This window comes from Rhodocyclaceae bacterium (assembly GCA_020248265.1).
Classification (GTDB): domain Bacteria; phylum Pseudomonadota; class Gammaproteobacteria; order Burkholderiales; family CAIKXV01; genus CAIKXV01.
This window is the reverse complement of sequence record JADCHX010000011.1, coordinates 404634-417844: the sequence shown is the minus strand read 5'-3', so window position 1 is coordinate 417844 and position 13211 is coordinate 404634. Positions and strand designations below refer to the sequence as shown.

Below are 13211 nucleotides of genomic sequence, written 5' to 3'. Positions count from 1 at the left end.
CGCTGTCGCGCCGCGTCATTCCTCGAGCAGCGATCGCAGCATCCACGCAGACTGCTCGTGCACCGTGAGGCGCTGGGTCAGCAGGTCGGCCGTCGGCTCGTCATCCGCCTTCTGGGCGGCCGGGAAGATCGACCGTGCGGTGCGCGCGACCGCCTCGTGGCCCTGGACCAGGATCGCGACCATTTCCAATGCGCCCGGCCGCGTCTCGGGTGCGTCCTTGAGGGACGTGAGGCGCCCGAACTGGGCATAGGAGCCCGGCGCGACATGGCCGAGCGAGCGGATCCGCTCCGCGATCGGATCGACCGCGTTCCAGAGCTCCGTGTACTGGACCATGAACATGGTGTGCAGCGTGTTGAACATCGGCCCGGTCACGTTCCAGTGGAAATTGTGCGTGGTCAGGTACAGGGTGTAGGTGTCGGCGAGCAGCCTCGACAGGCCCTGGGCGATTGCCGCACGGTCCTTGTCGCTGATGCCGATGTCGATGACAGGTGCTTTCTTTCCGTTGCTCTTGCCCATGGAACGCTCCTTCAGGTTGCGAATCGGGACGCAGGCGACGGATACGCAGCGAACGCGCCCGCCCCTGGTAGCAGGCATTCACGTCAGCGCGCCAGCCTGGCCTCCCATCTTGCCGCCACCGACGCCGCGCGCGCGTGGTAGGTAGCCGTACCCGACACGCTGTCGCCTTTCACCACGCCGTCGAATTCATGGCGGAACCGTTCCACGCGACCGGACGGCTCCAGCGCGAAACGCAGCCGTTCGCCGTCGATGCGCAGGCCCAGGAGGTCGACCGGCTGTCCGTTCAGGGTCGCCTTGCCGGTGAGGATCTGCCGGGCCTGCGACACCGCGATCTCGACGCGGGCGCCACCCTGGGCCTTCGGCAGGTCGAACTGCCACCGGCCAGCGACCGGTGCCGGTACCGTCCAGAGCATCAGCGTACTGTGTTTGTCGCGGCCGACCGGCTTGTCAGGCACGTACATGCGCAGCGTCATGTCCGGCTGCCAGTCGCCGAGCATGGCGTAGTCGTGCGAAACGATCCGGGTGCCGGGCCGCAGCGCAGCGAGCTTCGGCGTGAGCAGTTGCATCACCTTGGGCAGCAGGTACACGCTGACCACGGTTGCCTTTGAAAAATCGGACTCGAAAAGGTCCTGGGTCAGGAACTGGGCGCGATCGCCGATGCCGAGCTTCGCCGCGGCCTGCCGGCTGCGTTCGATCAGGCGCGGATCGATCTCGATGCCATGGCCGCGCGCGCCGAACTTCGAGACCGCCGTCAGCACGATCCGGCCGTCCCCCGAGCCGATGTCGATCAGGTAATCCGACGGACCGACGCCGGCCAGATGGAGCATCCGCTCGACCACGTCGATCGGCGTCGGCACATACGGGGTATCGGTATCCTCGTCGACGATGCCGGCATCGGCGGGCGACTGCGTTGTCGGGGCGGTACCCGCCTGGGCGAACGACGCGGCAGGCTGCAGTGCCGCGCCGATGGCAACGGACAGCAGCAGCGCGGACCATACGCGCAAGGGAGGGGTGTACGACTTCATCGACGGCCTTTCCGGGACAACGAGGCGTCGAGTCTAGCAAACGGTGCGGATACGCAATCCCACCGCTGCGAAAGGCCCGCCGCCGCCGTACAATCCGCGACCGCCGGGCTGCCCGGCCCTCCATGGCCCGCGGGCCGCTGCGGATCCAGACCATGTTCCTGCTGCATGCGATCATCTTCTCCACCGGCGGCGCGATCCTCGCGCTGGAACTGCTCGCCTCACGGATCATGACGCCCTACTTCGGGGTCAGCATCTACATCTGGACCGGCATCCTGTCGATCACCCTGATCGCGCTGGCCGCCGGCTACTGGTACGGCGGGCGGGTCACCCATGCACGCCGCAAGCCGTCGATCGAACGCCTCGCGCAGTGGTACCTCGAGCAGCCGGCGCTGGCCGGGCTGACCATCGTCGCTGCCTGCCTGGTCTATCCGTACGCGTTCCACTCACTGGCGAGCTTCGACCTGGTGATCGGCTCGTTCGTGGCCTGTATCGTGCTGCTGTTCCTGCCACTGCTGACCACCTCGGCGATGAACCCGCTGCTGGTCGCGATCATGACGCAGTCGTCGCGCGCCAACGCAGACGCGAGCGCATCGAAAGGCGCGGCGCCACTCGAGCAGCTGGATGCCGGGTCGGGCCGGGTCTTCTTCGTGAGTACCGTCGGTTCTGTCGCCGGCGTGATCGTCACCGCCTTCGTGCTGATGCCTTATGTATCCAACTACAACGCCGTGCTGGCGGTCGCTTTGGTGCTGTCGCTGTTGTCGCTCGCCGGTGCGGTGCGCCCGCCGGTGCCGGTAGCCAGCCGGCGGCGCCTGCTGGCCGTGGGCATGGCGGCAACGCTCGCCTCGGGCGGCCTGCTCGTCTTCTCCGACAGCTATCTCGACCGCCTGTGGCCCGCCCGCTATGGTGGTGTCGAATGGCAGAAGAAGGCCGAATACGGCTCGCTGTTCGGTACGGTGAAGATCCTCGCCGGCCCGGCGGGCGCAAACCCGGACGACCAGCTGCGCATCTACTTTCAGGATGGCCTGGTGCAGAACACGCTCGACGCGCAGAATCGGTCGCAGTCCTTCTTCACCTACGGCCTGGAGGGGCTGGTGCAGTCGTTCAAGCCCCGGGCCACGCGTGCACTGGTACTCGGTCTGGGCGCCGGCGTGGTGCCCATGTCGCTCGCGCGGCATGGCATCGAAGTGACCGCGGTCGAGATCGACCCGGTGTCGTTCGAGGTCGCACGAAAGCATTTCGGCTTCGACCCCTCCCGGGTCCGCACGATAGAGGCCGACGCCCGGACCTACCTGCGCGGCTGCAATGGCGAGTACGACACCGTGGTGGTGGACCTTTTCCACGGCGACGGCATCCCCGAGTACCTCATCACGCGAGACTTCTTCCACGACCTGCGCGGATGCCTGAAGCCCGATGGCGTGGTGGTATTCAACACGTTCGTCGACCTCGACCGGCCCACGGTGTACGCCAACTTCCTGGTCACGCTGCACTCGGAACTGCCGGAGATCGTGGTCTATCGCCCGGACGCGGCAGGCTCGCGGCACGTCAACAGCTTCGTGGTGGCCAGCGCCGGCACACTGGTGCCACCCTCGCCGGTGCGCCTGCGCGAGGCCCCGCCCCGGCACGCGGCGATGCTGCAGACGATGCTGGAGCGACCGAACAAGCTCGATGCGGATACCCTGCGCCGAGGAGCGATCATCACCGATGCGCGCAACTCGATCTCGCTCGACATCGCCGATGCGCAGATGGCCTACCGGCGGCTGGTGATAGAAACGGTGCCACGGGCGTTCCTGGTCAACTGAGCGCGCCGGACAGGTCGCTCGACCTTGCGGCGCGCGCAGTTCACCGGAGGATCCAGCGCGCTGCACGAAGCGACGGCAGCTCCCGACCCTCCCGAGGTTCCGACCGTTCCATGGCAGACGTTGTGATGAATCCAGCCCCTGGCACCGAGCACGCAGCACGGAGACGGCGGATGCTGCCGCCGGCAGCAATCCGGCTTTGCGCGCTGCTTGCCCTGGCTGCGTTGCTGGCCTCGACGGCTGCCATCGGACAGTCGCTGTCGACCGGGCAGAACAGGGTCCGGGTCGAGTTGTTGGCAGAGCCCAGCACAGCCCGCCCGGGCGAGCCGTTCCAGGCCCTGCTGCGCATGCGCATCGCGCCCGGCTGGCACACGTACTGGATGAATCCGGGCGATTCAGGCCTCGCGACCAGCCTGGAGTGGCAGCTGCCAGCCGGCGTGACCGCTGGCCCCCTGTCCTGGCCGGTGCCGAAGCGGCTGCCGGTCGGGCCGCTGATGAACTACGGCTATGAGAATGAAGTACTGCTGCCGATGCAGGTCACGGTACCGGCCGGATTCAGCGATCCGGTGCTGCGGGTCGCGGCAACAGCCGAGTGGCTCGTCTGCAAGGATGTATGCATTCCGGAGTCCGCAGCAGTCGGCTTCCAGTTGCCGGTGGCACCGATCGCCGCGCTGGCCGACCCGCGCACGGCAGCGCTGTTTGCCGCAGCGCGCGCCGCGCTTCCCGGCAGCCTCCCCGCCTGGACCGCGACGGCCAGCGTCGCAGACGGCCGGTTGCGCATCGCACTGCGCGCGCCCGAGGGCAGTCCGGCGCCCGCGGGTGAGGTCTATTTCTTCAATGCGACCGAAGGCCAGGTCGCGCATGCGGCGGCCCAGACGGTGTCCCGCCACCGTGACGGGCTGGTCATCGACGTGCCTCTGCAGCCTCAGCCGGTGACGCCGGTACAGCGCATGGACGGGCTGCTGGTGGCCGCAGCCGGCTTCGGTCCGGGTCAGCCGACGGCGGCAACCCTCAGCGCCGCGCTGGCGCCGACGTTGCCTGACCTGGGCCCCCTTCTCGACACGACGACCGTCGGCGGCGCGGGAGCGTCGGTCGCCGGGCGCACTGGCCAGCCCGCTGCCGCAGCCCCGTCGCTGCAGGACGGCGCCCCGGCAGCGGGGCTGCTGCTGGCATTGTTGCTGGCACTGGCTGGCGGCCTGGTACTGAACCTGATGCCATGCGTGTTCCCGGTACTGTCGCTCAAGGCCCTGGCCATGGTCGGCGAGGCCAGTGCCGACCCGCGCGGCCTGCGCAAGGGTGGCCTGGCGTTCGGTGCCGGCGTGCTGGTGTCCTTCTGGGCGCTGGCCGGCACGCTCATCGCGTTGCGCGCCGGGGGCGAGCAGGTCGGCTGGGGGTTCCAGCTGCAATCGCCACCGTTCGTCGCAGCCATGGCTATCCTGTTCACGCTGCTTGCCCTGAACCTCGCGGGGGTGTTCGAAGTGGGATCGCGGGTGGCCGCGCTGGCCGGCAGCCTGCCCGAGCGCAAGGGGCCGGCGGGTTCGTTCTTCAGCGGAGTGCTCGCAGTCGCGGTGGCCGCGCCATGCACCGCTCCGTTCATGGGCGCAGCGCTCGGCTATGCGCTGGCGCAGCCCGCACCGCATGCACTGGCGGTGTTCGCTGCTCTCGCGCTGGGCATGGCCCTGCCCTACCTGCTGCTGTCGTTCGTGCCCGGCCTTGCACGGATGCTGCCTCGCCCCGGTCGATGGATGGTCACGTTCCGGCAGGCGATGGTGTTCCCGTTGCTGGCCACGGTGGCGTGGCTGGCGTGGGTGCTCGGCCTGCAGGCGGGCGTCGATGCCGTGTTCGGCCTGCTCGCCGGACTGGTGCTCATTGCCCTCGCCGCCTGGCTGTACGGACGGTTCGCGCTACCGGCTGCAAGCCGGCGCAGCCGGGCGATCGCGATCGGCTGCGCACTGGGCTTCGCCGTCGCAGGTGGCTACGCTGCATGGCCGTCCATGGCTGCAGATGCGCCGGCCGGCCGGCCCGACGCGGCGCGGCGCGGCGATACCCGCGAACCCTGGCAGGCCTGGTCGCCCGACCGGGTCGCCACACTGCGCGTCGAGGGTCGGCCGGTGTTCATCGACTTCACCGCCGCATGGTGCGTGACATGCCAGGCCAACAAGCAGCTGGTGCTGGATACCGTCGCGGTACGCCAGGCGTTCGCCCGCGTGGGCGCAGCGACGCTGCGCGCCGACTGGACACGCAGGGATCCGGCCATCAGCGCAGCCCTCGCAGGCTATGGTCGCAGTGGCGTACCTGTGTACGTCCTTTACCTGCCAGGGCGCGATGCACCCGTCCTGCTGCCCGAACTGCTGACGCGCGACATCGTGCTCTCGGCGCTGGCTGCCCATTCGCCATCGACCGCCGGCGCACGCTGAGGCCCGTCGTTGTCCATCAGATAACGGAGCGACATCCTGATGATCCTGTCCTGCCCGGGCCGAGGCGCCCATCCACCAGGAGGCCTGCGGTGGCGACGACATCGCCTGCCGGGTCTGCTGTACCTGCTGTGCCTGGGGGCGGCGCTGCTGTTCGCCCGGCCTGCACTGGCGCAGCCGTCGCTGGCGCGCGTCGGTGACCCTGCGCCGCCCTTCACCCTGTCGACGATCGACGGACGCAAGGTGTCGTTGTCCGATTTCCGCGGCAAGTACGTCGTGCTGGAATGGTGGAACAGCGATTGCTTCGCGATCAACACGCACTACGGCGCGGGAGCGATGCAGGCAGCGCAACGGCGTGCAAGGGCCAGCGGCGCGATATGGCTGTCTATCGACTCCACCCACCCCGCGCACCCGAGCTTCGTCGATGCGAAGCGCTCCGGCGCGATACTCAGCCAGTGGAAGGCCAACCAGACCGCGATGCTGCAGGATCCAGACGGTCAGACCGGGCGCGCCTACGGCGCGATGGTGACGCCCCATACCTACGTGGTCGATCCGTCGGGTACATTGATCTATGCTGGTGCGATCGACGACCAGCGCAGCATGCGCGACGTGCGCAAGGCGAGGAACCTCGCGCTCGCGGCGATCGAGGAGGCCCGTGCCGGCAAGCCGGTATCCCGGCCGCTCAGCCAGGCCTATGGGTGAAACATCAAGTACGCGGGCTAGTCTGGTCCGCCTGATGAAGCATCGCGAACACCTGCATTTGGCCCGGCTCGCATGCTGGAAGCGACGCTGCGGCCGGCCTGGCTGGCCACCGGCGTGAGCCCTCAACCGCCCGAGCGGTCCCGGCGGCGCGCGAGCCAGTAGGCACCGAGCAGCGTCTTGGCCTCCGTCTGCTCCCCGGCATCGGCCTGCCGCAGCAGCTCGTCGAGCGGCGACACGACCGTGGACAGGAACTCGCCGTCCTCTCCCGGATGACCGACGTGCACGAGCCGGGTCGCCAGGTAGTAGTCGATCCGTTCGTCGGCATAGCCAACGCACGGATGCACCGTGAACGCGAACTCGAGGCATCCGGCGCGGTAGCCGGTCTCCTCCAGCAGTTCACGCTCGGCCGTCGCGCGCGAGGACTCTCCCGCGTCGATCTTGCCGGCAGGGAACTCGAGCGTCTCGCGCCCGACCGGGTAGCGGTACTGACGCACCAGGATCACCCGTCCATCATCGAGCACCGGCAGGATGATCGCCGCCCCGGGGTGCAGGATGTACTCGCGCAGCGCCTCGCGCCCGTCGGGCAGGCGGACACGGTCGCGCCGCACCTTCAGCAGCGCACCGTCGAACACCGCGGTGGAATCGATCTGGCGTTCGGTGAAATCGTCCATCCGGCCCCTCGCCGGCCCGCGCCGCTGCGGGCCTACATCGATCGTTCGATCACAAACAGACACCAGGCCATCAGGGGCTGCGGCAGCAGGCCCAGCGCCAGCACCGCCAGGCCGTTCATCGTCATCAGCAGGCGCGCGTCGGCGGCCGCCGTAAACGGCACGGTGTCTGCAGGCTCGTCGAAGTACATCAGCTTGACGATACGCAGGTAGTAGAACGCCCCGACCAGCGACATCATCACCGCGAACACGGCCAGCCACACCATCCCGATGTCCACAACGGCGGACAGCACGGTCAGTTTCGCGTAGAAGCCGACCATCGGCGGCAACCCGGCCATCGAGAACATCAGCAGGAGCATGAGAAAGGCCTGCCAGGGCGCACGGCGCGCGAGACCGCGATAGTCGTCGAGCTGGTCCGCCTCGAAACCGGAGCGCGCGAGCAGCAGGATCATGCCGAAGGTGCCGAGGTTCATCAGCACGTACACAGCCACGTAGAACATCGCGGCGGCGAAGCCGAACGCATTGCCCGCCAGGAAGCCGAGCAGCAGGAAGCCCATGTGCGAGATGCTCGAATAGGCGAGCATGCGCTTGAGGTTCGTCTGCGCGATGGCCGCGATGTTGCCGAGCGCCAGCGACAGCACTGCCATCACCACCAGCATGCTGCGCCAGTCGGCCGTCAGCCCGCCGAGCGCCTCGCCGAGAATCCGCATGAAGAACGCGAAGGCCGCCACCTTCGGGGCCGAGCTGATCAGCAGCGTCACTGCCGTCGGCGCACCGTGGTAGACATCCGGCACCCACATGTGGAACGGCACCACGCCCAGCTTGAAGCCCAGCCCGGCCACGATGAACACCAGTCCGAACACGAGCACCGTCCGGCTACCCTCGCCGCGGGCGATCATCGCGGCGATGTCGCCCAACTGCAGCGTACCCGTCGCGCCGTACACCATCGACATGCCATACAGAAGCATGCCGGAGGCCAGGGCACCCAGAATGAAGTACTTCATCGCCGCTTCCGTGGCGACCGCAGAATCCCGCTGCAGGGCGATCATCGCGTACAGCGACAGCGACAGCAACTCGAGGCCGAGGTAGAGCGTGATGAAGTGGTTGGCCGACACCATCACCATCATGCCCAGTACCGAGAACAGCGTCAGCGTGAAGAACTCGCCGCGATACATGCCGCGGTCGGCCAGGTAGCGCCGCGAATAGACGAGCAGCATCGACACCGCGACGATGATCATCAGCTTCAGTGCGTCGGCCAGAGGGTCGTCGATGAACATCACGCTGAACGTGAACGCGGTGCCGCTGCTCGCGGTGGCGATCAGGATCGCGGCGCAACCGACCAGGACCAGTTGGGCAAGCATCTGGGTGATCCACCGGCGCCCGTCGCTGATGAACAGGTCGATCAGCAGCACTGCGCAGGCGGCCGTCAGCAGGAACAGCTCGGTCGCCGCCGGGGCGAGGTCGGGAATCGGGATGATCATGTCAGCGCGCCGGCAGTTTGCTCTGGCCGACATGCGCGACCAGATCGTTGACCGAGGTGTGCAGCACTTCGGTGAAAGGCAGCGGCCAGAGGCCCATGCCGAGCACGGCGACCGCCAGCAGGCCGAGCACCAGCGCCTCGCGGGCGGAGAGGTCCTTCAGCCCAGCGACCGCGGCATTGGCGACCTCGCCGAACACCACCCGTCGGTACATCCAGAGCGTGTATGCAGCGCCGAAGATGAGCGTGGTCGAGGCCAGGACTGCGTACCAGAAGTTGACCTCGATCGCCGCCATGATCACCATGAACTCGCCGACGAAGCCGCTGGTGCCCGGCAGCCCTGCGTTTGCCATCGCGAACAGCATGAAGAAGGCGGCGAATACCGGCATGGTGTTGGCCACGCCGCCGTAGTCGGCGATCGCCCGGCTGTGCACACGGTCATAGAGCACGCCGACGCAGAGGAACATCGCCGCCGAGATGAAACCGTGCGAGATCATCTGCACGATCGCGCCTTCGATACCCAGCGCATTGAACAGGAACAGCCCGAGCGTGACGAAGCCCATGTGGGCGATCGACGAATAGGCGATCAGCTTCTTCATGTCGGTCTGAACCAGCGCGACCAGGCCGATGTACACGACCGCCACCAGCGACAGGGCGATCACCACGCCGGCCAGCGCCTGGCTGGCGTCGGGCACTACAGGCAGCGAGAAGCGCAGAAAACCGTAGCCACCGAGCTTCAGCATGATTGCAGCCAGCACCACGGAGCCGCCGGTCGGCGCCTCGACGTGCGCATCGGGCAGCCAGGTGTGCACCGGCCACATGGGGATCTTTACCGCGAAGGCCAGGAAGAAGGCAATGAAGATCAGCACCTGCGCCTGGAACGGAATCTGCAACCGGTACCACTCGGACAGGGCGAAGCTGCCGTCGGACAGCATGAACAGGTAGATCAGCGCCACCAGCATCAGCAGCGAGCCCATCAGTGTGTAGAGGAAGAACTTGACCGAAGCGTAGACGCGGTTCGGCCCACCCCAGATGCCGATCACGATGAACATCGGAATCAGCGTCGCCTCGAAGAAGAAATAGAACAGCAGCGCATCCATCGCGCAGAAAACGCCGTTCATCAGGCCCGACAGGAACAGGAAGGCGGCCATGTACTGCGCCACCCGATTGTCGATCACCTTCCAGCCTGCCAGCACCACCAGCACGGTGGTGAAGCTGTTCAGAAGGATCAGCAGCAGCGAGATGCCGTCGATGCCCAGGTGGTAGTTGATGTTGAACGCCGGCACCCAGGCCATGAATTCGACGAACTGCAGGCCGGATTGCTGGGGGTCGAACCCGAACCAGAGCGGCAGCGTGACCGCGAACCCCGCCAGCGCTCCGGCAAGGGCAAGCGCCCGCGCGATCCCGGCGTTGCGGTCGGAGCCGGTAGCCAGCACGAGGATCGCGCTGGCGATGGGCACCCAGATGGCCAGTGTCAGCAGCGGAGTCATTTTCGATCAGTCATTTTCGATTCGTGTTTTCGGTCAGAGCACCGCGCGCGTGCGCACGACCCACAGCAGCAGCAGGCCGAGCACCCCGATCAGCATCGTGAACGCATAGGTGTAGAGGTATCCCGACTGGAGTTGCCGCGACAGCCGTGCTACCTGCCCGACTACCCAGGCCGTGCCGTTGACCATCACGCCGTCGATCAGCTTCACGTCGCCGACCTTCCAGAGAAAGGTACCCAGCTTGCGCAGCCCGTCGCGGAACAGGAAGGCGTAGACCTCGTCGATGTAGTACTTGTTCAGCAGCAGCGCATGCAGGCCCTTCATCTTCCCGGCCATCGCGGCAGGCAGGTCGGGCCGCTTCAGGTAGAGGAACCAGGCGAGCACGACACCGGCCAGTGCAAGCCAGAACGGTGCTGTGACGAAACCGTGCAGCGCCATCTCTAGCGGACCGTGCACATGCGCCTTCAGGTGCTCGAGCGCGCCATGGGCGGGATCGACGAAGATCGCGTCGGAGAACCAGTCGCCGAGTACCATCGGCGACAGCGCCAGGTAGCCGATCGCCACCGACGGGATCGCCAGCACGACCAGTGGCAGCGTCACCACCCAGGGCGACTCGTGCGGTTTTTCGTCATGGCCATGGCCGTGCCCGTGATCGTCTGCGTGTGCGTCGTGCGGATCGTGCGGCTTCAGGTGGTAGCGCTCTTCGCCGTGGAACACGAGGAAGTACATGCGGAACGAGTAGAACGCGGTGATGAATACGCCGGCGATCACCGCGAAGGCCGCAAAGCCCGAGCCGGCGATATCGGCCTCGGAGACCGCGACGATGATCGAGTCTTTCGAATAGAAGCCCGACAGGAACGGCGTGCCGATGAGCGCGAGCGACCCGACCAGCGAGGTGATCCAGGTGATGGGCATGTACTTGCGTACCCCGCCCATCCAGCGGATGTCCTGGTTGTGGTGCATCCCGATGATCACCGAACCGGCGGCGAGGAACAGCAGCGCCTTGAAGAACGCGTGGGTCATCAGGTGGAAGATCGCGACCGGGTAGGCGGAGGCGCCGAGTGCAACCGTCATGTAGCCCAGTTGCGACAGCGTCGAATACGCCACCACGCGCTTGATGTCGTTCTGGACGATGCCGAGCAGGCCCATGAACAGGGCGGTGATCGCGCCGGTGACGAGCACGAACGACAGCGCGGCATCGGACAGCTCGAACAGCGGAGACATGCGCGCGACCATGAAGATGCCCGCAGTGACCATCGTCGCCGCGTGGATCAGCGCCGAGATCGGCGTCGGGCCTTCCATGGAATCGGGCAGCCAGACATGCAGGGGGAACTGCGCGGACTTTCCCATCGCGCCGATGAACAGCAGGATGCAGGTGACCGTCACCAGCGACCAGTTCATGCCGGGCAGGATCTCGATGCCGGCGGTGGCCATCTCGGGCGCGCGCTCGAACACCTGCTGGTAGTCGAGGGTGCCGAAGAACGCGAGCACCAGGCCGATGCCGAGCAGGAACCCGAAGTCGCCGACCCGGTTCACCAGGAAGGCTTTCAGGTTCGCATAGGTGGCTGTCGGGCGCTTGTACCAGAAGCCAATGAGCAGGTAGGACACCAGCCCGACCGCTTCCCAGCCGAAGAACAGCTGCAGGAAGTTGTTGCTCATCACCAGCATGAGCATCGAGAAGGTGAACAGCGAGATGTAAGAGAAGAACCGCTGGTAGCCCGGGTCGTCGCGCATGTAGCCGATGGTGTAGACGTGCACCATCAGCGACACCGAGGTCACCACCAGCATCATGGTGGCCGTCAGGCTGTCGATCAGGAAGCCCACCTCAAGGCGCAGGTCGCCGGAGGTGAGCCAGGTGTAGACCGTACCGTTGAACGTGTTGCCCTCGAGCACGTCGAGGAACACGCAGACCGAAGCGGCCAGCGATACCGCGACCCCGGCGATGGTGACCAGGTGCGCGCCGGTACGCCCGACCTGGCGACCGAACAGGCCCGCGACGAGCGCCCCGAACAGCGGCGCGAGGGGAACCAGCAGGTAGACCGTCTGCATCGTCATCGCGGCGCCCTCACCCTTTCAACGTGTCGAGGTCGTCGACATGGATGGTACGCAGGTTGCGGAACAGCGCGACCAGGATGGCCAGCCCGATCGCCGATTCGGCCGCGGCGACGGTCAGGATGAAGAACACGAAAACCTGCCCGGCGATGTCCTGCAGGTAGTAGCTGAAGGCGATGAAGTTCAGGTTCACCGCCAGGAGGTTCAGCTCGATCGCCATCAGCAGGATGATCACGTTCTTCCGGTTGAGGAAGATGCCGAGCACGCTGATCGCAAAAAGGATCGCGCCCAGAATCAGGTAGTACGACAGCGGCACCAACGGCTTCGCTCCCCTAGTGTTCCTGCTTGTTCCACGGACCGGCGCACCGTCGAGGCATGGTCTGCACGCGGGCTTCGGTCATTTGGGCTGTTGCGGTGTTTCCGCCGGGGCGGGTTCCGGCGGGGGCGCTGGCACGCCCTTCTTCTCGGAGGGCATCGAGACCAGCCGCACGCGCCCTTCGCGGGTCGCGGCGACCTGGACCGACGGATCGATGCTGCGGGTGTTCTTGCGTGCGCGCAGCGTGAGCGCGATCGCGGCCACGATCGCCACCAGCAGGATCACCGCGGCCAGTTCGAACGGATACAGGTATTCCGTGTAGAGCACCATGCCGATCGCACGCGTGTTGCTGTAGCCCTCGGCCACCTCCGGCGGCGGCGGCCGTACCGACAGGCCGAAATAGGGCCCCATCAGCGTCGCACCCATTACCCCGAGCAGCAGTACTGCCACCGGCAGCGCGATCGGCAGGATGTTCCAGAAGCCCTCGCGCAGCCGGTCGACGTTGATGTCGAGCATCATGATCACGAACAGGAACAGGACCATCACCGCGCCGACGTAGACCAGGATCAGGGTGATCGCGAGGAACTCGGCATGCAGGAGCAGCCAAAGCCCGGCCGCCGAGGCGAACGAGAGCACCAGGAACAGCGCCGCGTGCACCGGATTGCGCGCGGTGATCACGCGCAGCGCCGACAGCACCAGCACCGCAGCCAGCACGAAGAACACCGCGGACTGGAAGTTCATTGCGCCCCCCGGTCAGC

General features: G+C 66.7%; 11 protein-coding genes. 3 read left to right on the top strand and 8 right to left on the bottom strand.

Annotated elements, in window-relative coordinates:
• Positions 1-15 precede the first annotated feature (15 nt).
• On the bottom strand, positions 16-516 hold the full coding sequence (locus ING98_12885) for a DNA starvation/stationary phase protection protein (GenBank protein MCA3102763.1): 501 nt from the start codon (positions 514-516) through the stop codon (positions 16-18).
• A gap of 83 nt (positions 517-599) precedes the next feature.
• Complete coding sequence (locus ING98_12880) at positions 600-1541, bottom strand: methyltransferase domain-containing protein (GenBank protein MCA3102762.1); 942 nt, start codon at positions 1539-1541, stop codon at positions 600-602.
• A gap of 152 nt (positions 1542-1693) precedes the next feature.
• On the opposite strand from ING98_12880, the gene ING98_12875 reads away from it, so the two are divergent.
• The 3 genes from ING98_12875 (at position 1694) to ING98_12865 (ending at position 6453) form a co-directional block, all read left to right on the top strand.
• A complete protein-coding gene (locus ING98_12875) occupies positions 1694-3340 on the top strand; it encodes a fused MFS/spermidine synthase (protein ID MCA3102761.1) in 1647 nt (548 codons plus the stop codon).
• Positions 3341-3510: 170 nt separating this feature from the next.
• Positions 3511-5754 (top strand): thioredoxin family protein, encoded by a 2244-nt coding sequence (locus ING98_12870; GenBank protein ID MCA3102760.1) that lies wholly within the window; start codon positions 3511-3513, stop codon positions 5752-5754.
• A gap of 39 nt (positions 5755-5793) precedes the next feature.
• Positions 5794-6453 carry a redoxin domain-containing protein gene (locus tag ING98_12865; protein ID MCA3102759.1) on the top strand — a complete coding sequence of 220 codons (660 nt, stop codon included), beginning with the start codon at positions 5794-5796 and terminating at the stop codon, positions 6451-6453.
• Between the two features lie 122 nt (positions 6454-6575).
• Here ING98_12865 and ING98_12860 read toward each other — a convergent pair whose 3' ends face one another.
• The 6 genes from ING98_12860 to ING98_12835 form a co-directional block, all read right to left on the bottom strand.
• Positions 6576-7124: an NUDIX hydrolase gene (locus ING98_12860; GenBank protein MCA3102758.1), complete on the bottom strand. Its 549-nt coding sequence runs from the start codon at positions 7122-7124 to the stop codon at positions 6576-6578.
• 32 nt (positions 7125-7156) lie between these two features.
• The gene (nuoN, locus tag ING98_12855) at positions 7157-8602 is read right to left on the bottom strand and encodes an NADH-quinone oxidoreductase subunit NuoN (protein ID MCA3102757.1); all 1446 of its coding nucleotides are present in this window, start codon (positions 8600-8602) and stop codon (positions 7157-7159) included.
• Between the two features lies 1 nt (position 8603).
• A complete protein-coding gene (locus ING98_12850) occupies positions 8604-10088 on the bottom strand; it encodes an NADH-quinone oxidoreductase subunit M (GenBank protein MCA3102756.1) in 1485 nt (494 codons plus the stop codon).
• Between the two features lie 33 nt (positions 10089-10121).
• A complete protein-coding gene (gene nuoL / locus ING98_12845) occupies positions 10122-12140 on the bottom strand; it encodes an NADH-quinone oxidoreductase subunit L (GenBank protein ID MCA3102755.1) in 2019 nt (672 codons plus the stop codon).
• Between the two features lie 10 nt (positions 12141-12150).
• Positions 12151-12456: an NADH-quinone oxidoreductase subunit NuoK gene (gene nuoK / locus ING98_12840; protein ID MCA3102754.1), complete on the bottom strand. Its 306-nt coding sequence runs from the start codon at positions 12454-12456 to the stop codon at positions 12151-12153.
• 78 nt (positions 12457-12534) lie between these two features.
• Positions 12535-13194: an NADH-quinone oxidoreductase subunit J gene (locus ING98_12835; GenBank protein MCA3102753.1), complete on the bottom strand. Its 660-nt coding sequence runs from the start codon at positions 13192-13194 to the stop codon at positions 12535-12537.
• Positions 13195-13211 lie beyond the last annotated feature (17 nt).

What these genes read in the sequence shown, in the direction of transcription:
- ING98_12875 (MCA3102761.1), top strand. Translation starts at nt 1,694, where the DNA reads ATGTTCCTGCTGCATGCGATCATCTTCTCCACCGGCGGCGCGATCCTC.
- nuoN (MCA3102757.1), bottom strand. Translation starts at nt 8,602, where the DNA reads ATGATCATCCCGATTCCCGACCTCGCCCCGGCGGCGACCGAGCTGTTC.
- ING98_12870 (MCA3102760.1), top strand. Translation starts at nt 3,511, where the DNA reads ATGCTGCCGCCGGCAGCAATCCGGCTTTGCGCGCTGCTTGCCCTGGCT.
- ING98_12860 (MCA3102758.1), bottom strand. Translation starts at nt 7,124, where the DNA reads ATGGACGATTTCACCGAACGCCAGATCGATTCCACCGCGGTGTTCGAC.
- ING98_12835 (MCA3102753.1), bottom strand. Translation starts at nt 13,194, where the DNA reads ATGAACTTCCAGTCCGCGGTGTTCTTCGTGCTGGCTGCGGTGCTGGTG.
- ING98_12850 (MCA3102756.1), bottom strand. Translation starts at nt 10,088, where the DNA reads ATGACTCCGCTGCTGACACTGGCCATCTGGGTGCCCATCGCCAGCGCG.
- ING98_12880 (MCA3102762.1), bottom strand. Translation starts at nt 1,541, where the DNA reads ATGAAGTCGTACACCCCTCCCTTGCGCGTATGGTCCGCGCTGCTGCTG.
- ING98_12885 (MCA3102763.1), bottom strand. Translation starts at nt 516, where the DNA reads ATGGGCAAGAGCAACGGAAAGAAAGCACCTGTCATCGACATCGGCATC.
- nuoL (MCA3102755.1), bottom strand. Translation starts at nt 12,140, where the DNA reads ATGACGATGCAGACGGTCTACCTGCTGGTTCCCCTCGCGCCGCTGTTC.
- ING98_12865 (MCA3102759.1), top strand. Translation starts at nt 5,794, where the DNA reads ATGATCCTGTCCTGCCCGGGCCGAGGCGCCCATCCACCAGGAGGCCTG.